Genomic DNA, 19,258 nt, shown 5'->3' with positions numbered 1-19,258 from the left:
GCCGAATCCGCTGTCGGGCAGCGACCTGCGTCACATAAGGTTGGACCATGGCAAAGCTCACCGACCTGCCAAGTCAGGCCGTCTCCACGCTCGGTCGTTACCTGGAACGAGGAAGTGCCGAGCTGCATTACCTGCGCAAGATCCTGCAGTCCGGTGCTTTGAGGCTGGAATCACCCGGCGTCATCGCGAACGCGCTCGCCGATGGAGCCCGCTGGGGCGAGCTCGGGATGATTCCGGCGCTGAATGCCCGCCGCAACCCGAATGGCCTGGCCGTCATCGACGACGACGGCAGCATCACCTTCAAAGAGCTCGACGACGCCGCCAATGCGGTGGCCAACGGCCTGGTCGAGATGGGTGTGCGGGGCGGCGACGGGGTGGCGATCCTGGCCCGCAACCACCGCTGGTTCTTGATCGCCAACTACGGCTGCGCCCGGGTCGGCGCCCGGCTGATCCTGCTCAACAGCGAATTCTCCGGCCCACAGATCAAGGACGTCTCCGAACGCGAAGGCGCCAAACTGATCATCTACGACGACGAGTACACCGAGGCGGTCTCGCAGGCCGACCCCCCGCTGGGCAAACTGCGGGCGCTGGGAGTCAACCCCGACAGCGACCAACCCTCGGGCAGCACCGACGAGACGCTGGCGCAGCTGATCGCCCGCAGCAGCAAGGCCCGCGCGCCGAAGGTCACCAAGCACGCCTCGATCATCATCTTGACCTCCGGCACCACCGGCACCCCCAAGGGCGCCAACCGCAGCACCCCGCCCACCCTCGCCCCGATCGGCGGGATCCTGTCGCACGTCCCGTTCCGCGCCGGTGAGGTGACGTCGCTGCCGTCGCCGATGTTCCACGCGTTGGGCTACCTGCACGCCACCCTGGCGATGTTCTTCGGCTCGACACTGGTGCTGCGACGCCGCTTCAAGCCGGCCACCGTGCTGGAGGACCTGGAGAAGCACAAGGTGACCGGGATCGTCGTGGTTCCGGTCATGCTGTCGCGGATCCTCGACGAGTTGGAGAAGACCAGTCCCAAGCCGGATCTGTCGAACCTGCGGATCGTGTTCGTGTCCGGTTCACAGCTCGGCGCCGAGTTGGCCACCCGGGCGATGAAGGACCTGGGCCCGGTGATCTACAACATGTACGGCTCCACCGAGGTCGCGTTCGCCACCATCGCCGATCCGGACGACCTGCAGTACAACCCGGCAACGGTGGGCCGGGTGGTCAAGGGCGTCAAGGTCCGAATCCTCGACGACAACGGCCACCAACTGCCGCAGGGCGAGGTCGGACGGATCTTCGTCGGCAACTTCTTCCCGTTCGAGGGCTACACCGGCGGCGGGGGCAAACAGATCATCGACGGGCTGCTGTCATCGGGCGACGTGGGCTACTTCGATGAGCGCGGGCTGCTCTACGTGGCCGGCCGCGATGACGAGATGATCGTCTCCGGCGGTGAGAACGTCTTCCCCGCCGAGGTCGAAGACCTCATCAGTGGGCACCCCGAGGTGGTCGAGGCGACCGCGCTGGGCGTCGAGGACAAGGAGTGGGGGGCGCGGCTGCGTGCCTTCGTGGTCAAGAAGGAAGGCTCCACCGTCGACGAGGACACCATCAAGGTCTACGTGAAGGAGCATCTGGCCCGCTACAAGGTGCCGCGTGAGGTGGTCTTCCTCGACGAGTTGCCCCGCAACCCCACCGGCAAGATCCTCAAGCGCGAACTCCGCGAGCTGTAGGCCCCCCTTCGCGCGCGTGCGTGTCCCCGGTACGACGCGCCGCGTCGTGACCGGGATTGCGCACGCTCGTGGCCGGTCTCCAGCGTGAAGGGCGGTCTCAGGGGACGCTGCCGAGTGGCAGCGTCCAGGTGGCGCCGCTGATGCCGGTGAGCACCAGGGTGTACCGGTGCGCCGTTCCAGCGGGTTCGCTCGGTGGCTTGACCGACCCGCCCACCGTCGTCGCCGACGTAGTCGTCCAGCAACGCCTCGAGGGTCTCGCGCGCTCCGGACGCAACCGGAGCGACGCTAGCGGCACCCTCGCGGGAAATGCGGGGCTAGGGGTCGCGGGGCAGCCCCAGCAGCCGCTCGGCGATGATATTGAGCTGGACCTCCGAGGTGCCGCCGTAAATCGTTGTGGCACGGCTCATCAGCAGATACTCGGCCCACTTGCCGGGCAGTTGCTCGCGATCACCGATCGCGGCGTCACCGGCGAAGGTGCTCACACCGAACTCGGCGTAGCCCTGGCCGGTGCGCATCGACAGCAGCTTGGACACCGCCGCCGCCGGCATCGGGTCCTTGCCCGCCAGCGTCAGCAGCGTCGAACGCAGGTTGAGCAGTTTGGCGGCGTGGCCCTCGGCGATCAGCTCACCGGCCCGGCGGTGCTCGCCCTGGTCGAACTGGCCGTCGCGGATGAACTCCACGAACCCGTCGAGGCTGGCCAAAAACGGCATCTCCGAGCCGCCGATCGACACCCGCTCGGCCGTCAGCGTGTTGCGGCTGACCTCCCAGCCCCGGTTCACCTCGCCGAGCACCAGCTCGTCGGGGATGAACACATCGTCGATGAACACGGTGTTGAACATCGCCCCGCCGGTGAGTTCGCGCAGCGGACTGACGGTCACGCCCTCACTTTTCATGTCCAGCAGAAAGTAGGTGATCCCATCGTGTTTGGGGGCCGCGGCGTCGGTCCGCGCCAGCAGGGCTCCCCACGACGAGAACTGCGCGGCCGAGGTCCAGATCTTCTGCCCGCTGATCCGCCAGCCGCCGTCGACCTTGGTGGCCTTGGTGGTCAGGCTGGCCAGGTCCGAACCCGCGCCCGGCTCGGAGAACAGCTGGCACCACACCAGCTCGCCGCGGAACGTGGGCGGCAGGAAACGCTGCTTCTGCTCCTCGGTGCCGAACGCCACGATCGACGGGATGAGCCACGCCGCGATACCCATCCCCTGGCGGCGCACCCGGCCGGCCGCGAACTCCTGCTCGATGATGATCTGCTCGATCGGCTCGGCGGCCCGCCCCCACGGCTTCGGCAGGTAGGGCAGCACCCAGCCGCCCTCGGCGATCGCCACCGTGCGCTCGTCGCGCGGTATGGCCTTGAGCGCGGCCACCTCGGCACGGATCTCCGCCCGCAGTTTCTCGGTTTCGGGATCCAGGTCGATGTCGATCTTGCGCATCCCGCCGGCAGTGGCGGTGTCGACGACCTGCTGCGGGTAGTCGGCGCGACGGCCGAACGAGGCGGCCAGGATCAGTGCCCGCCGGTAATAGACGCCCGCGTCGTGCTCCCAGGTGAAACCGATCCCACCGTGGACCTGAATGCAGTCCTGAGTGCAGTGCTGCGCCGCCTCCGGGGCCAGGGTCGCAGCAACGGCGGCCGCGAACTGCACGGCCGAACCCGCGGCGTCGTTCCCGGTTGCCTCGTCGATCGCGCGGGCAGCGTCCCAGACCGCGGCGGTGGCGCGCTCGGTGGTGGCGATCATCTCGGCGCACTTGTGTTTGATGGCCTGGAACTGACCGATCGGCCGGCCGAACTGTTCGCGGATCTTGGCGTACTCCGCCGCGGTGTCGGTGGCCCACCGGGCCACCCCGACCGCCTCGGCGGACAGCAGTGTCGAGATCAGCGCGTGCGCCTGCGCCTGGTCGAGGTTGCCCAGCACGGCTTTGTCGCCGACCTCGACTCCATTGGCCCGCACGTGGGCGATCGGACGTAGCGGGTCCACGCTTTCCACCGGCTCGATCTCGAGCTGGTCGGCACTCAGCACCACCCAAGCTTCGCCGCTGTCGATCGCCACGGGCAGCACCAGCAGCGACGCCTGCGCGGCCGCCGCGACGGCACGGACCTCACCGCGGATCACCAGGCCGTCACCGTGGGCGGTGGCCGTCAGTCCGGGGTTGAGGGTGTAGCTGGCGATGACCTCGCCGGTGGCCAGACCCGCCAACTCGGCGGCGGCCGGATCATGGGCGGCGATCAAGGCGCCGGCGATCGCCGACGGCACGAACGGGCCGGGCACCGCGGCATAACCGAACTCGGCCAGCACCACCGCCAGCTCCAGGATGCCGAACCCCTGCCCGCCGACCTGTTCGGCCAGATGCACCCCCGCCAGACCTTGCTCGGCGGCGGCCCGCCAGTACGGCGGCGGGTTCTCGATCGGGTTGTCCATGGCCGCATGCAGCAACTCGGACGGCACCGCCCGGGTCAGAAGTGACCGCACTGAATCGGCGAGGTCCTGATGCTCAGATGTGATCGCTATGGGCATGTTGCGCCTTTCGGTGTGTGCGTGGGGCCAAACTAACAACCGGTCGGTTGGTTGACTACCTCGGTCAGGGGTTGACCGTCGCGCAGCCGGCGACAGTTGTCGACGGCGGCGCTCAGGTAGCGCTGCATGGTGTCGGCGGTGTACCAGCTGACATGCGGAGTCAACACCACGTTGTCCAGGCCGAGCAGGGGGTTGTCCGGGCTGATCGGCTCGACGGCGAACACATCGAGACCGGCGCCGCCCAGCCGCCCGCTCGCCAGCGCCTCGGTCAGTGCGGTCTCGTCGACGATGGTGCCACGCGCGGTGTTGACCAGCACCGCCCCGGGTTTCATGCGCGCCAGGCCGGCCCGGTCGATCAATCCCTCGGTGGCCGCCGTCAACGGCACGTGCAGCGACACGACATCGGCTTCGGCCAGCAGCTCCGGCAATGAGCGCCAGCCGGGGCGACCGTCATCGCGGGTGCTGGTGTGCAGCACGTTGGCGCCCATGGCCGAGACGATCCCGGCGACGCGTCGGGCGATGCTGCCGTAACCGACCAGACCGACGGTGCAGCCGCCGATGTCGCGGCAGTGCTCACCCAGATCCGGATCGGTGGGCCAGCCGGACCCCTGACGCGTCGAGCGATCCAGCGACACCAGCCGGCGCAACACCGCCAGCATCAGCAGCACGGCGCCCTCGGCCACCGACGCCGCGTTGGCGCCGGGCATGTTGGCCACCGCGATGCCGCACTCGGTGGCGGCCCCGACGTCGATGGTGTTGATCCCGACTCCGAACTTCTGCACCAGTCGCAGTCGCGGTCCGCCGCGCAGGTCCTCACCGGACAACGGACGCAGCACGTGCCAGATCACCTCGGCATCGGCGAGCTCACGGCGGAAGGTGGTGTCGTCGTCGGCGGCGCACCACCGGATATCGAGCCAGTCCGTTTCCGGCGCAACGAAGTCGATGACCTTCGGCCCCGGGATGAAATGCGCCAGGACGGTCAGGCTCACTGGCGGCCTGTCGGCTCGGCGTAGATGGCCCGATAGAACACGTTGGCCAGGGTTCGGATGCAGGCGTCGTCGTCCGCCGCGGCGCCGCCGTGGCGGGGGGTGGCCAGTTGGACATAGCAGAACTGGTTCAGCATCGACACGATCGCCACCGCGAGTAGTTCGGGGTCGTCATCGGCGCAGTGGCCGTCAGCCTGCGCTCGTTTCACCGTTTCGATGATGAAAGCCACTGGTACCGCACAGATCTCGGCCCAGTAATGGGCAAAGTCGTCGTTGACCATCGCCAGCTGGGAGACTCCGACCATCTCGGCGAGTCGGTTGCGGTAGGTATACCAGTGGGCGGCGGCGGCCTGCTCGATGCGCTCCCGGTTCGACAGCCCGTGCCGAACGGCGCCGGAGACCCGCTCGCCGGCCTCGTCGCGGAACCGCAGCGCCCACTCCCGGACCATCGCTTCTTTGGAGTCGTAGTAGTTGTAGAACGACGCGGTCGATCGGCCGGCCTCGGCAGCGATGTCGGCGATGGTGGTGGCCAGCACACCTTTGCGGGCGATCACCGCCCGCGCGGCGGAGTCGATCGCCGCCTGGGTGCGTCGGCCCCGACGAGTCGGCAACGGGTCGCGGTGAATGGGCTCTTCGGAGAGGGTCGACACCGAATCGATTCTCCTGTCGTTGCCGGGGCTGGATCAAACGTGAATCTGATGTTAGATTCAGATTCTGATCTTGGCCAGAGGAGTCATGATGATCAAGCCGCACGGCGTCAACACCGAGTTCGAGATCAGTGGGATCAACCACGTCGCGCTGGTCTGCGCCGACATGGCCCGAACCGTCGACTTCTACAGCAACGTGCTCGGCATGCCGTTGGTCAAGTCCCTGGATCTGCCTGCCGGGATGGGGCAGCACTTCTTCTTCGACGCCGGCAACGGTGACTGCGTCGCCTTCTTCTGGTTCGCCGACGCGCCGGACCGCGTACCGGGCATCTCATCGCCGGTCGCCATCCCGGGCGTCGGTGAGATCGTCAGCGCGGTGAGCACCATGAACCACTTGGCCTTTCACGTGCCCGCAGACAAGTTCGACGCCTACCGTCAGCGACTCAAGGACAAAGGTGTCCGCGTCGGGCCCGTTCTCAACCACGACATGTCCGAATTCCAGGCCAGCCCGACCCTGCATCCCGGCGTGTACGTCCGGTCGTTCTACTTTCTCGATCCCGACGGAATCACACTTGAATTCGCTTGCTGGACAAAGGAATTCACTCCGGACGAGGAACACGTCACGCCGAAGACCGAAGCCGACCGGAGGGTTCCGGCCGCCACCACTTAGTCTCGGTACAGCGCCGGATCGCCGAGTTTGTCCAGCAGTGCTGCCAGTTGCTCGATCAGGCGTTCCGGCTTGAACCCCACGTCACCGGCCAGCCAGGCGCTGATCGTCTGGGCGACCCCACCGACGACGAAGTGCCCGGCCGCTTTGATCCGGTCGTTCTCCGGTAGTCGCAGCGCGCTGCCGGCGTGCTGGCCAGACAACATCGCCAGCAGCGCACTGGATTCCACCCGTTTGCGTACCACCACTGGGTTGCTCAGATGTACGCCGAACAGCAATCGCCCGATCCGGGCGTCACTTGCGATCGTCCGTACGATGTTGGTGATTCCGGCACGGGTCTGCTCGCCGGGCGGTGCCACCTTCACGACCGACTGGGTCTTGGCGGCCAGGTCCGCGATGACGGAGTCGAAGACCGCGCTGACGAACTCTTCCTTGTCGGCGAAGCTCTCGTAGAAGTAGCGGGCGGTCAGGCCGGCCTGCCGGCAGATGCCCCGCACGGTCAGTTCCGCGATCTGCGGCACGTCGGCGCCGAGAAGGTCGAGCCCGGCCTCGAGGAACCGGGCTCGGCGCGATGCCCGACGGTCGACGGCGTCGACCCCGCCGTACGGGCGCGCCCCCGACGCCTTGGTGGACACCATGTCGAACATCTTGGCATCGGGCCAGACGCACAGCAATGTCCGGCTTACAGGCGTTCTCAGGATTGTGAGCCGGACGACGACTGGGCAACGGGCGGGCCTGAGGCGCCGTCTCTCGACAAGATGCAGGCCGCGACCGTGCAGGGCGGACCTTGAGGGGAAAATTTACCTGTGATTTCGGTTGACGAAACATCAGAAAAGCCCTAATGTTAGCCAAGCCATGATCTGAACAGGATCACCGGTTACAAACAAGGGGACATATCATGAAGCTGATCATACTGGGCGTCGCCGCCGGAGGTGCCGCAGCAGCATTCCTCACCGCCGCGACCGCCGGCGCCGAGGTCTCGGAGACTCCGGGGACCTGGACGCCGACCTACAACGTCGACACCGCCGAGATCCTGCAGTCGGCGAACTCGTTCGCCAACACCTGGGCCGTCACGTCGATCTTCACTCACAGTGACGGCGTGGAACTCGCCGGAACGACCTACCTCACCCCGTCGACGGGCGGGCTCAACACCCTGTTCATCGACAACGCCACCGGTGACATCTACAACCAGAACCAGCTGGGACTGGGCTTCACCAACCTGTACTACGACGCCGGCGGCGACGGCAAGGATGTCGTCGACATCCTCAAGACGCCCTTCGGAAGCATCGACATCTCTTCGATGGCGGCGTGGTTCGCGCCGGCCGACGTGGCAGACCTGACCCCCGCGTCGCCGCTGGAAGCGCTGGAGAACGCCGGCCTGTACAGCGCCCTGAACCTGGGTCTGGGTGAGGACGCTCCTGCCGACGTGACGTGGGATCCGACCTACGGCCTCGACGGTGCTCAGCTGCTCGATGTCAACGACCCGTTGTCACAGACCTGGAAGTTGACCGCGGCCTTCACCAACAGCGACGGCGAGATGCTGTCGGGCACCAACTACATCACACAGTCGTTGTTCGGCGGCGGCATCAACAACCAGTTCGTCACCAGCGACGGGGACGTGTACGCGCAGCACCAGCTGGGACTGGGCTTCACCAACCTGTACTACGACGCCGACGGCGACGGCAAGGATGTCATCGACATCCTCAAGACGCCCTTCGGAAGCTTCGACATCTCTTCGATGGCATCGTGGTTCGCGCCGACCGACTTCTCCGATGTCGACGCGGTCTCGCCGGTGGCCGATCTGGAGGACGCCGGGCTCTACAGCGCCCTGGACCTGGGTCTGCTGACCCCGGACGTGTAACCAGCCGCACCGCAAGCACGAATGCCCCGGTTCTGCCGGGGCATTCGTGTCTGTATGGCCCAGACCGGCTCGCGCAGCGCCGCCGACCGGGTCGGTATCCGTCAGCGCGCCACTTCCCGACGGACGTTGTCGATCCGACGGGTCCAGCCGCGGGAGTCGAGGTGCTCCAGCAGCGGGATCGCCACCCGCCGGGTGGTGCGCAGCGCCTGCTTGGCCTGCGTGGCGGTGAAGGGTTGGCTCAACGACGCCAGTTCCCGCATCGCCAGCGCCGGCGCCGTCGGCAGCAACACCACCGATTCGGTCAGCCGCAGCAAGCGGCCGGCCCGCTCGGCCGCGGCCAGCTCGCGAATCCCCAGTCGCAGGGCGGCCAGGTCGTCCGCGTCGGGGGCTCGGAACGGCTCGGCGGCAAGGCGAGACTCCAACGCCGCGATCGCGGCTTCGGCCGGCCCGAGATCGCCACCGGTGCCCGCTATCCGGATCAGGCCGTCATGGAACTCCAGGCCGGCGTCACGGACCACCTCGTCGAGCAAGCCCGCTTCGGGTAGCCCCAACAGATCAGCCGCTGCCCCACGGGACATCCCGGCCGACAACGGGTTTCGCTCATGCAGCTCCCGGGTTGCCGAACCCAGGCGTTCCAGCCAGCCCCGGTAGGTGCTCGTCTGAACCCACCAGCCACGGACCTCGCGCGCCCCGGCAGGCACCACCGTGCAGTCGTAGCCCAGCAGCTGCAGCCGGGCGCGCAACACCGCACCCCGGTCGGCCACCACTGCCCCCGGATCGCCGCCGGCTGCCAGTGCCGCCAGCACAACCGCGCGTCGGGTGCCGTCGCCGCGGCGCCGCAGCGCCGGCGGATCGGGATCGAGCACGCGGACCCCGGCCACCACCCGCCGGCCACCAGGGTCGCGCAACACCAGTCGATCCGAAAGCGACAGTGGCAGCGCGTGTTCCAGCGTGAGTCGGGCATGGTCGTCGTCGAACGGCCGGAGCCGGGCCGGTACCGACGCGGTGCCGACGTGCGCCACCAGGTGTTCGGGCGCCTGGCCCAGCGCGAGACCGGTCGCACGGCGCACATCCACCATGCTGGGGGTCGGCCACGCATCGACCGTGACCAGCGTGTCGCCGCGGTGCGCGTCTGCTGCCGACACCCCCCGCAGGTTGACGGCCACTCGTGCCGTCGGCGACACCGTCGCGCAGTCGTGACCGCAACTCTGCAACCCTCGAACGGTCACCTCGCGCGGCTGTCCCCGCCCGAGCAGGATAAGCCGGTCACCGCGAGCCAGCGTGCCGGCGGTAAGCGTGCCGGTGGTCACGGTCCCGGCGCCGGTGATGCTGAACGAGCGGTCCACCCACAGCCGAACCCGTGCGGTCGGGCAGGGCGCGGGCAGCTGGGACACCACCTCGTCGAGCGCTGTTCGCAGCTCGGTCAGGCCGACACCGGAGACGGCGGACACCGCCACGGCGGGGGCATCGTGCAACCCGGTCTCGGCGAGTTCGGCGCGGGTCGCGGCCAGCACCTCGGCGACCCGGGCGGGTGGCACCCGGTCGATCCGGGTCAGCGCCACCAGACCGTGCGAAATACCCAGCGCCGCAACGGCATCACGATGATCAGACGACTGCGCCCGCCAGCCCTCGTCGGCCGCGACCACGAAACACACCACCGGCGCCGGGCCCAGACCGGCCAGGGTGTTGGCGAGGAAGCGTTCATGCCCGGGCACGTCGACGAACGCCACCGGGGAGCCCGACGGCAGTGTGGTCCACGCGAACCCGAGATCGATGGTGAGTCCGCGGCGGCGCTCCTCGGCCCACCGGTCGGGCTCCATCCCGGTCAGCGCTCGCACCAGGGTGGATTTGCCGTGGTCGACGTGCCCGGCGGTGGCTACGACGAACATGGCCACATCACGGTCACGCCAGCGCCGCGCGCACCGCGGCCAGCAACCGTGCGTCGTCGGCCTCGGGCACGCAGCGCAGGTCGAGCAGGCAGGCGCCGTCGTGCACCCGGGCCAGTACCGCGGGATCGCCGGCGCGCAGCCGGGCGGCGGCTGTCTCGGGCAGTCGCACCGCCCAGCCGGGCAACAGAACTCCGGGTGCGCCGCCGCCGCCCACCCGCCCGTTATGCGGAACAGTCTCGGCGCCAACAGCGGTCGCGAGCAGCTCGGCGCGGCGCCGCAGGCGTTCGGCGTCGGCGTGCAATGCCAGCGTCACCGGTGGCAGGCCACCGACGATGGTGGCTTCGAGCGCGGCCAGCGCAAGCTTGTCGGCCCGCACCGCGCGGGCCAGCGGATGACGGGCCAGTCGGGCGACGATCTCACGGCGACCCAACACCAGCCCGGCCTGCGGCCCGCCGAGCAGTTTGTCCCCGCTGGCGGTCACCACGTCGGCGCCGGCGGCCAGCGCGGTCGCCGCATCCGGCTCGTCGGGCAGCAGCGGGTCGGCAGCGAGCAGCCCGCTGCCCAGGTCGGCCAGCAGGGCCACACCGTGCTCGTCGGCCAGCGCCCGCAACTCGCGTAGCCCGACCGCCGCGGTGAACCCCTGCACGGCGAAGTTGCTGGGATGCACCTTGAGAATGCAGCCGGTCTGCGGTCCCAGCGCCTCGGCGTAATCGTGCAGGTGGGTGCGGTTGGTGGTGCCGACCTCGCGCAGCACCGCGCCGGTGGAGGCGATCAGATCGGGCAGCCGGAACCCGGCGCCGATCTCGATCAGCTCGCCGCGGCTGACGACTACTTCTTTTCCGGCAACTCCCGGCCCGGTGGCCAGCGCGGTGGTGGCCAGTACCAGCGCAGCGGCGCCGTTGTTGACCACCAGTGCGTCCTCGGCGCCCGGACACGCCGCAAGCAGTGCGGCACTCGCGGCGACGCCGCGTTTGGAACGGGCCCCGGTTCCCAGATCCAATTCGACGTCGACATAGCCGGCGGCCGCCACGAGCGCCTCGACTGCCGCCGCGGACAATGGTGCCCGGCCCAGGTTGGTGTGTATCACCACGCCGGTGGCGTTGAGCACCGGCCGCAGTGTGGTTCCGGCATGAGATGAAAGACGTTCCAGCACCGATGATTCCACCTGGTCGGGCGCCAGTTCGCCGCGGCGTGCCCGGTCCTGGACGTCGTGCACCACCGCCCGGATGGTGCGATCGCCGAGCCGGGTGGATGCCCCGCGTACCGCGGGCAGCGCCAGCAGGGCATCGGTGCGTGGAATGGCGCGACGCGGATCGACCTGGCTCACAGCCCCTCCTGTCCGATGGCGGAGGCGGACGGGAATCGAACCCGCCAGACCGAGTTGCTCGGCCTCACCGGTTTTGAAGACCGGGGAGCCCACCAGGACCCAGACGCCTCCGCTGTTCAACCTAACCGGTGTGGCTAGCCTGAACCGATGACCATCCGGCTGACCGGTTACGCGCATGGCGGCGGCTGTGCCTGCAAGATCCCGCCGGGCGAACTCGAGGAGGCGGTGCGCGGCCTGGTAGGACAGCAGCACGATCGGGTGCTGGTCGGGCTCGACGACGGCGACGACGCGGCCGCGGTGCTGGTGCGCGACGACCTCGCCGTGCTGTCCACCGCCGACTTCTTCACCCCCGTCGTCGACGACGCCTATGACTGGGGCCGGATCGCGGCCGCCAACGCGCTCTCGGACATCTACGCGATGGGTGGGACCCCGGTGGTCGCGATCAACCTGGTGGGCTGGCCGCGGGAGACGCTGCCGATGGAGCTGATGAGCGAGGTGCTGCGCGGCGGCCTGGCCGTCGCCCAGCAGGCGGGCTGTCCGGTGATCGGCGGGCACTCCGTCGACGATCCGGAACCCAAGTACGGCATGGCCGTCACCGGGGTGGCCGACCCGAAGAGGCTGCTGCGAAACGACTCCGCCGCACCCGGTCTTCCGCTGACGCTGACCAAGCCGATCGGGGTCGGACTGCTCAACAACCGGCACAAGCGCACCGGGGAAGTCTCAGCCGAAGCCGTCGAGCTGATGACCCGGCTCAACCGCGACGCGGCCCACGAAGCGGTGGAAGCGGGCGTCCGGGCCGCCACCGACGTCACCGGCTTCGGGCTGCTCGGCCACCTGCACAAGATGTGCCGGGCATCCGGGGTGGGCGCGGTGATCGACCGCGGCGCGGTGCCGGTGATCGGCGGTGCGGTCGAGGCGCTGCGCGACGGCTTCGTCTCCGGCGGCACGCAGCGCAACCTGGACTGGGTGCGCCCGCAGCTGCGACCCGGACCCGGTATCACCGAGGATGATCTGCTGCTGCTGGCCGACGCCCAGACCTCCGGTGGCCTGCTGATTGCCGGGGAGCTTTCCGGGTATCCGGTGATCGGGCATACCGTCCCGGGAAGCGGAATCGAGGTGCGATGAGTATGAGTCAGTTCAAAGTCGGCGACCATGTCCGATGGAACTCCGAGGCCGGGCATGTGTCCGGCAAGATCACCAAGGTCCACACCAAAGACACCGAATACAAGGGGCACAACCGACGGGCGAGCCCCGACGAACCGCAGTACGAGATCAAAAGCGACAAAACCGATCACATCGCGATGCACAAGGGCTCGGCGCTGCGCAAGCTCGACGACTGAGCCGGCTCACCCCGCGGTCGTGATCGAATCCCCGGTGATGCCGGCCGCCCGCCGTGCCGCCAGGCGACGCTTCTGCGGTTCGATGGTGTAGCGCGGATCCTTCGCCGACTCGATGCCGGCCTCGAACACCCCGAACCGGGTCAGCGCCGAGGCCCCCAATAGTGCCAGCCCCGACAGTGCCGCCACCGCGCGGCGCCGGCCGCCCAGCAGCGTCCCGATACCGCCGGCGATCGCCAAGCCTTCACTGCACCGCAGCATCACCCCCGCCCGGCCCTGCTGCAGCGGCTCGGCGACGATCGGGTCCATCCGGTGCTCCATCGCCCGGGTGGCGATCAGGTCGCCGATGACTCCCAGCACCGCCAGTCGTCGCGCCGGCGCGGCTTCGGTCACCGGCGTCGTCAGCATCGCCAGGCCGCCGGCGGCCAGGCTCGCCGAGCTGACGAACACGAACGGCAGGTCGCGGTGGGCGCCGTGCCAGGTCGGGGTGGCGGTGTCGCCCAGCAGCACCGCGGTGTAGACGGCCAGCGGCGCAGCGAACACCGCGGCCTCCAGGCCGGCCGGTCCTTCGGCCGCCCGCAGCACCGGCCGCAGCGGGCCCAGGGGTAGCCGCTCGCCGGTCATGCGATCGACCTCGGCGGCGGCCGCCACCCCGGCGCCCGCGCCAAAACCGGACAGGATCCAGGAACCCAGGCTCATCGGTGAGGTGAGTTTGATGGTGCGCAGCATGTTTAAGAAGCGCTCCGGTCGACCGAGGTCGCTGATGAGCGCCGCCGCGCTCAGCACGATCGCCACCAGGGCCGCCAGCCGCGAATTGCGCCGCAACAGCTTCCGGCCGGTGAGCTGGGCGCCGGCGGCCAGGATGCCGGACCCGCCCGCCAGCCCGCCGAGGAACAGGTACGCGGCGATCTCGTGGGTCCACGGCGCCGGCTTGACCACCGGGCGCCCGTAGTAGGAGGTGAACTGCACGTCGGGCACCATCGGCATCTCGCGGCCACCGTCGCCGCCGCCACGGCGCCGACGCCTGCCGCGCCGCGGACCGTCCCAGACCGTGCTCATGACCGTCCCCCCAGGAATGCGACGGCGGCGGCGGCCAGCATCCCGGCCGCGGCCAGCGCCGACCGCTTGAACATCGCCGGCAGATCCGCGGTGCCGACCCGCGGGTCCGGTGGCAGGCCGTAGACCTCCGGCTCGTCGAGCAACAGGAAGACCGACCCGGTGCCGCCGACGCCGTCGTGCTCGTTGGCGCCGTAGAGCCGGGCCTCGGTGCGGCCCTGAGCGTGCAGTCGGGCCACCCGCTCGCGGGCATCGGCCACCAGATCGTCATGGTCACCGAACTTGATCGATTCGGTGGGACAGGTCTTGGCGCAGGCCGGGGTTCCGCCGTCGACCAGCCGGTCGTAGCACATGGTGCACTTCTGGGCAATCCCGACTTCACCGGGAGCGGTGCCACGGGCGGACTTCGGCGCCGCGGTGCCATCGGTGCGACGCTCGATCACCCCGAACGGGCAGGCCGGCACACAGTTTCCGCAGCCGTTGCAGACGTCGTCCTGCACCACGACCGTGCCGAACTCGGTGCGGAACAGTGAGCCCGTCGGGCAGACGTCCAGGCATCCGGCGTGCGTGCAGTGCTTGCAGACGTCCGACGACATCAGCCACCGGAACTGGTCGGTATCCGGCGGCGCGGTATCCGCTGCTGCGCCAGGCATTTTCGGCATGCCCAAATCGATCAGCCGTCGCCCCGACTCGCGAGCGTTCGCGATGGCGTCGGCGCCCTGTTCGATGAACGCGACGTGCCGCCAGGTGTTGGCGCCCAGCGAGCCGGTGTTGTCATAGGAGGATCCGAGCAGTTCCAGGTCGCCGTCGGCCGGGTTGTGGTTCCACTCCTTGCAAGCCACCTCGCAAGCCTTGCAGCCGATGCAGATCGAGGTGTCGGTAAGGAAGCCTTTACGCCGGTGTCGCGCTGTCCAGCCGGCGTCGGCGGCGGGGTCGGTCGGTCCGGTCAGTTGGCCCATCAGTCCCGCCTTTCCGGGTCGACAGCGGTGTTGCCGGTCTGTGGTGTTGCGCCGGAACGGCTTTGGTACTCGGCGATCAGCCGCAGCAGGGCCTCGCCATGCGGTCGCCGGCCCGGCCGGATGTCGCAGGAACCGGCCTTGGACTCCTGGATCTGCACGTTCGGATCCAGGGTCACCCCGAGCAGGTCGTTGGCGGCGTCCCCGCTCACCACCGCGTCGCCACCGACACCCCAGTGATACGGCAGCCCGATCTGGTGCACGGTGTGTCCCCCGACGACCAGCGGTGTCATCCGGTCGGTCACCAGGACGCGCGCCTCGATCGCCGCCCGCGGTGAGATGATGGTCGCCCAGCCGTAGTTCTCCAGGCCCCGCTCGGCGGCCAGCGCGGGGGAGACCTCGCAGAACATCTCCGGCTGCAGTTCGGCCAGATAGGGCAGCCATCGGCTCATGCCGCCGGCGGTGTGGTGCTCGGTGAGCCGGTAGGTGGTGAACACGTACGGGTAGACCTCGGCACCGCGCTCACCGGCGCTGGGAGCCGACAGATTGTCTTTGCGCGGGAAGGTGATTCGGGCCGGATTGCGCTGCTGGCGATACACCGCGTTGGCGACCGGTGACTCCTGCGGTTCGTAGTGGGTCGGCAGCGGGCCGTCCACCACGCCTTTGGGCGCGAACAACCAACCTTTGCCATCGGACTGCATCACGAACGGGTCGTCACCGGCCAACGCGTCCGGACCGCCCGACGCCGGATCCGGCCGGGCACCCGGGGCACGGTCGACCACGAAGTCGGGCACGTCATCGCCGGTCCAGCGGCCGGCTTGCGCGTCCCACCAGACGTAGCGTTTCCGTTCACTCCACGGCACCCCGGCCGGGTCCGCCGAAGCCCGGTTGTACAGGATCCGCCGGTCGGCCGGCCAGGCCCAGCCCCACTGCGACTGGCTGCGGCTCGGCCCGCCGTCGGGCACCCGCCGGGCGGCCTGGTTGACGCCGTCCGCGTAAACCCCGGTGTAGATCCAGCAGCCGCCGGCCGTGGTCCCGTCGGCGCGCAACTCGGTATAGGACGACAGCGGCCGGCCGGCGTCGTCGCCGGTGAGCTGATGGCCGTTGATCTCGGCCAGCACGAACTCGGGATCCGGGTCGCCGTGCTCGTTGACGGGGTAGTCCCAGACCAGATCCAGCAGCGGCCGGTCCCGCGGATCGGTCGACCCGGCCAGCTTGGCGCGGATGCGGTTGCCCAGCTCGACGAAGAACTGCAACTCGCTGATGCAGTCTCCCGGCGGGGCCACGGCCTGATGGCGCCATTGCAGCAGCCGTTGGGTCTGGGTGAACGTCCCGGCCTTCTCGACGTGACCGGCAGCCGGTAGGAAGAACACCTCGGTCTCGATGTCCTCGGCGCGCAGCTCGCCGGAGGCGATCTCGGGACCGTCCTTCCACCAGGTGGCCGACTCGATCAGGTTCAGATCCCGTACCACCAGCCACTTCAGGTGCGCCATGCCCAGCCGCTGTTGGCGCCCGTTGGCCGAACCGACCGCCGGGTTCTGACCGAGCAGGAAGTAGCCCTCGACTTCGTCGGCCAGCATCCCGGTCACGGTCTGATAGGTGCCATGTGCTCCGGTCAGCCGGGGCAGGTAGTGATAAGCCCAGTCGTTGTCGGCGGTCGCGGCGTCGCCCCACCAGGCCTTGAGCAGGCTGACCAGGTAAGCGTCGGCGTCGGCCCAGAAACCCTTCTGGCTCTTCGACCCGACGCGGTCCAGGTAGGCGGCGAGGGTGTCGTCGCGCCCGGCCTTGGGCATCGGCAGATAGCCGGGCAGCAGGTCGTAGAGGGTCGGGATGTCGGTGGAACCCTGAATGCTGGCGTGCCCGCGCAGCGCCATGATGCCGCCCCCCGGCCGGCCCACGTTGCCCAGCAGCAGCTGCAGGATCGCGGCGGTGCGGATGTACTGGGCGCCGAGGGTGTGTTGCGTCCAGCCCACCGCGTAGGCGAAGCACGTGGTGCGTTCCCGCCCCGAGTTGGACGTGACGGCGCGCGCCAGGTAGTCGAACGCCTCGGTGTCAATGCCGCAGACGTCGCGGACCATCTCCGGGGTGTAGCGCGCGTAGTGCCGCTTGAGGATCTGGAAGACCGTGCGCGGGTGCTGCAGTGTCTCATCGCGCCGCACCCGGGAGTGTTCGAGTGCCGCGCCGCCGCTGCCGAGCGTCTCGCCGACCGAGCGCGCCGACGCGCTGGCGCCGTGCTCATGACCGCCGCCGGGCGAGCCGATGTCTTCCCCGCCGGCGTTGCGGCTTTGATACGCCCACGTCGACGGGTCGTACTGCCCGGTCTCGGGGTCGAACCCGGAGAACAGCCCGCCCAGGTCCTCGGTGTCGCGGAAGTCCTCGCTGACCAGCGTCGCGGCGTTGGTGTAGGCGAGCACGTAGTCACGGAACCACAAGTCGTGGGTGAGCACGTGGTTGATCAGCGCACCCAGCAGCACCACGTCGGAGCCGGCCCGGATCGGAATGTGCTTGTCGCACACCGCCGAGGTACGGGTGAACCGCGGGTCGACATGGATCACCACCGCACCGCGGGCCCGGGCTTCTTCAACCCACTGGAACCCCACCGGATGGCACTCGGCCATGTTGGAGCCCTGGATGACGATGCAGTCGGCATTCGCCATGTCTTGCAGGGACTGTGTCGCGCCACCGCGACCGAAGGAGGCTCCCAGACCGGGAACCGTGGCGGAGTGTCAAATACGAGCTTGGTTGTCGATCTGCACTCCGCCGGCGGCGGTGAAAAGCTTCTTGATGATGTAGTTCTCTTCGTTGTCCAGTGTCGCGCCGCCCAGTGAGGCGATGCCCATGGTGCGCCGCAACGGCCGCCCGTCGGCGTCATGGTCCTGCCACTTGCTGCGCCGGGAAGCGATGAACCGGTCTGCCACCATGTCGATCGCGGTGTCCAGTTCCAGCGGCTGCCATTCCGTGGCGCGTGGCGCCCGATACAGCACCTTGATCTGCCGGCCGGGGGAGTTGACCAACTGTTCGCTCGCCGCGCCCTTGGGACACAGCCGGCCGCGGGAGATCGGGGAGTCCGGATCGCCCTCGATCTGCACCACTTTCTCGTCCTTGACGTAGACGCGCTGCCCGCAGCCGACCGCGCAGTAGGGGCAGATGCTCTGCACCACCCGGTCGGCGGTGGCGGTTCGCGGCACGGTGGCGCGGGTGCGTTCGGAGGTGACGGCCGGCCCACGGCCGAACACGTCACCGGTGCGCAGTTGCCGGATCACCGGCCACTCCAGGAATTTTCGCTGAACCATCTTCCGAGCCTAAGGGAACCGACCGCACTCCCGCAGCCGAGCAAGCATGATGGAGCAATGAGTCGGATAACGCAGCGGCGCCGGGTGAGCCATGTCGCGGCCGGTGCCGCGACGCAGCGCCCCGAGACGCTGGCGGTGGAGGAGCCGCTGGAAATCCGCCTCAACGGCACGCCGCTGAGCGTCACCATGCGTACGCCGGGATCCGATGTTGAACTGGCGCAGGGCTTCTTGCTCACCGAGGGCATCATCTCCGGTCGCGCCGACGTGCTGAGCGCGCGCTACTGCGGTACGCCGGCCGGGCCCAACACCTACAACGTGCTCGATGTGACGCTGGCGCCCGGCGTGCCGCCGCCCACGATCGACGTCACCCGCAACTTCTATATGACCTCATCGTGTGGGATCTGCGGCAAGGCTTCGCTGGACGCGGTACAACTGGCCAGCCGGTACTGCCCGGGCGATGACCCGGTCAGCGTCACCGCGGCGACGATCACCGCGATGCCGGACCAGCTGCGCTCAGCGCAGGACGTCTTCGACCGCACCGGTGGCCTGCACGCCGCGGCACTGTTCAGCTCCGATGGGTCGGTTCTGGTGGTACGTGAGGACATCGGCCGGCACAACGCCGTCGACAAAGTGATCGGCTGGGCGCTGGAACGTAACCGGATACCGCTGTCGGGCACGGTCCTGCTGGTCAGCGGGCGGGCATCGTTCGAACTGACGCAGAAGGCGGTGATGGCCGGGATCCCGGTGCTGGCCGCACTGTCCGCGCCCTCCTCGTTGGCCGTGGACCTGGCCAGCCAATCCGGCCTCACCCTGGTGGCATTCCTGCGCGGTGACTCGATGAACGTCTACAGCCGGGCCGACCGGATCGTCGGCTGAGCGTAGTCGCCGCCTGCGGTCTGGCGGAACTGGCGCGCGATGAGTTCGGCCGGGGCCTCAGGCTGCCGATGCTGCCGGACTCCGGGGGGAACCACCCGCTCGCGGATCCGGCTTGAGTGCCGCAATCACGGACCGGCA

The 19,258-nt window shown here is 69.0% G+C and carries 16 protein-coding genes and 1 tRNA gene; 7 read left to right on the top strand and 10 right to left on the bottom strand.

Features of this window, described 5'->3' with window-relative positions; genetic code table 11:
* The first annotated feature begins 47 nt into the window (after window positions 1-47).
* Entirely contained in the window at window positions 48-1,718 is a 1,671-nt protein-coding gene (gene fadD2, locus ACAG20_RS07365; RefSeq protein WP_112683886.1) for a long-chain-fatty-acid--CoA ligase FadD2, read from the top strand.
* Between the two features lie 314 nt (window positions 1,719-2,032).
* Here fadD2 and ACAG20_RS07360 read toward each other — a convergent pair whose 3' ends face one another.
* The 3 genes from ACAG20_RS07360 to ACAG20_RS07350 are packed head-to-tail and all read right to left on the bottom strand — an operon-like array spanning window position 2,033 to window position 5,861.
* Window positions 2,033-4,225 carry an acyl-CoA dehydrogenase gene (locus ACAG20_RS07360; RefSeq protein ID WP_112683885.1) on the bottom strand — a complete coding sequence of 731 codons (2,193 nt, stop codon included), beginning with the start codon at window positions 4,223-4,225 and terminating at the stop codon, window positions 2,033-2,035.
* A gap of 32 nt (window positions 4,226-4,257) precedes the next feature.
* On the bottom strand, window positions 4,258-5,214 hold the full coding sequence (locus tag ACAG20_RS07355; protein ID WP_370492120.1) for a 2-hydroxyacid dehydrogenase: 957 nt from the start codon (window positions 5,212-5,214) through the stop codon (window positions 4,258-4,260).
* Entirely contained in the window at window positions 5,211-5,861 is a 651-nt protein-coding gene (locus tag ACAG20_RS07350; protein ID WP_370492119.1) for a TetR/AcrR family transcriptional regulator, read from the bottom strand. Before ACAG20_RS07350 ends, ACAG20_RS07355 begins: the two co-directional genes overlap by 4 nt.
* An 88-nt stretch (window positions 5,862-5,949) precedes the next feature.
* On the opposite strand from ACAG20_RS07350, the gene ACAG20_RS07345 reads away from it, so the two are divergent.
* Window positions 5,950-6,528, top strand: coding sequence for a VOC family protein (locus tag ACAG20_RS07345; protein ID WP_112683883.1), 579 nt, complete (start codon window positions 5,950-5,952; stop codon window positions 6,526-6,528).
* Here ACAG20_RS07345 and ACAG20_RS07340 read toward each other — a convergent pair.
* The gene (locus ACAG20_RS07340; RefSeq protein ID WP_370492118.1) at window positions 6,525-7,172 is read right to left on the bottom strand and encodes a TetR/AcrR family transcriptional regulator; all 648 of its coding nucleotides are present in this window, start codon (window positions 7,170-7,172) and stop codon (window positions 6,525-6,527) included. The genes ACAG20_RS07345 and ACAG20_RS07340 overlap by 4 nt on opposite strands.
* Before the next feature lie 251 nt (window positions 7,173-7,423).
* On the opposite strand from ACAG20_RS07340, the gene ACAG20_RS07335 reads away from it, so the two are divergent.
* Window positions 7,424-8,386: a hypothetical protein gene (locus ACAG20_RS07335; RefSeq protein WP_370492117.1), complete on the top strand. Its 963-nt coding sequence runs from the start codon at window positions 7,424-7,426 to the stop codon at window positions 8,384-8,386.
* A 101-nt stretch (window positions 8,387-8,487) separates the two neighbouring features.
* On the opposite strand, the gene selB is transcribed toward ACAG20_RS07335, so the two are convergent.
* From selB to ACAG20_RS07320, 3 genes are all read right to left on the bottom strand, one after another.
* Window positions 8,488-10,275: a selenocysteine-specific translation elongation factor gene (gene selB, locus ACAG20_RS07330; protein ID WP_370492116.1), complete on the bottom strand. Its 1,788-nt coding sequence runs from the start codon at window positions 10,273-10,275 to the stop codon at window positions 8,488-8,490.
* A 13-nt stretch (window positions 10,276-10,288) separates the two neighbouring features.
* Window positions 10,289-11,602, bottom strand: a complete 1,314-nt coding sequence (gene selA, locus ACAG20_RS07325; RefSeq protein ID WP_370492115.1) for an L-seryl-tRNA(Sec) selenium transferase — start codon at window positions 11,600-11,602, stop codon at window positions 10,289-10,291.
* Between the two features lie 16 nt (window positions 11,603-11,618).
* Window positions 11,619-11,713 (bottom strand) — tRNA-Sec (locus tag ACAG20_RS07320).
* Window positions 11,714-11,749: 36 nt separating this feature from the next.
* Between ACAG20_RS07320 and selD the strand changes: the two genes are divergently transcribed.
* Both selD and ACAG20_RS07310 read left to right on the top strand, forming a co-directional pair.
* Window positions 11,750-12,727, top strand: a complete 978-nt coding sequence (selD, locus tag ACAG20_RS07315) for a selenide, water dikinase SelD (protein ID WP_112689516.1) — start codon at window positions 11,750-11,752, stop codon at window positions 12,725-12,727.
* Window positions 12,728-12,729: 2 nt separating this feature from the next.
* Window positions 12,730-12,942 carry a DUF2945 domain-containing protein gene (locus ACAG20_RS07310; RefSeq protein WP_370492114.1) on the top strand — a complete coding sequence of 71 codons (213 nt, stop codon included), beginning with the start codon at window positions 12,730-12,732 and terminating at the stop codon, window positions 12,940-12,942.
* Window positions 12,943-12,948: 6 nt separating this feature from the next.
* Here ACAG20_RS07310 and nrfD read toward each other — a convergent pair whose 3' ends face one another.
* The 3 genes from nrfD to fdh are packed head-to-tail and all read right to left on the bottom strand — an operon-like array spanning window position 12,949 to window position 18,244.
* Complete coding sequence (gene nrfD, locus ACAG20_RS07305; RefSeq protein WP_370492113.1) at window positions 12,949-13,998, bottom strand: NrfD/PsrC family molybdoenzyme membrane anchor subunit; 1,050 nt, start codon at window positions 13,996-13,998, stop codon at window positions 12,949-12,951.
* Entirely contained in the window at window positions 13,995-14,954 is a 960-nt protein-coding gene (locus ACAG20_RS07300) for a 4Fe-4S dicluster domain-containing protein (protein ID WP_370492112.1), read from the bottom strand. The genes nrfD and ACAG20_RS07300 overlap by 4 nt, the downstream gene beginning before the upstream one ends.
* Window positions 14,954-18,244, bottom strand: coding sequence for a formate dehydrogenase (gene fdh, locus ACAG20_RS07295; protein WP_370492111.1), 3,291 nt, complete (start codon window positions 18,242-18,244; stop codon window positions 14,954-14,956). The genes ACAG20_RS07300 and fdh overlap by 1 nt, the downstream gene beginning before the upstream one ends.
* A 57-nt stretch (window positions 18,245-18,301) precedes the next feature.
* On the opposite strand from fdh, the gene fdhD reads away from it, so the two are divergent.
* Window positions 18,302-19,120, top strand: a complete 819-nt coding sequence (gene fdhD / locus ACAG20_RS07290; RefSeq protein ID WP_370492110.1) for a formate dehydrogenase accessory sulfurtransferase FdhD — start codon at window positions 18,302-18,304, stop codon at window positions 19,118-19,120.
* The gene (locus tag ACAG20_RS07285) at window positions 19,117-19,236 is read left to right on the top strand and encodes a hypothetical protein (protein ID WP_370492328.1); all 120 of its coding nucleotides are present in this window, start codon (window positions 19,117-19,119) and stop codon (window positions 19,234-19,236) included. Before fdhD ends, ACAG20_RS07285 begins: the two co-directional genes overlap by 4 nt.
* The last annotated feature ends 22 nt before the right edge of the window (window positions 19,237-19,258 follow it).

It is taken from the genome of Mycobacterium sp. pW045 (assembly GCF_041287085.1).
Taxonomy (GTDB): domain Bacteria; phylum Actinomycetota; class Actinomycetes; order Mycobacteriales; family Mycobacteriaceae; genus Mycobacterium; species Mycobacterium algericum_A.
This window is presented reverse-complemented; position numbering and strand designations above follow the sequence as displayed.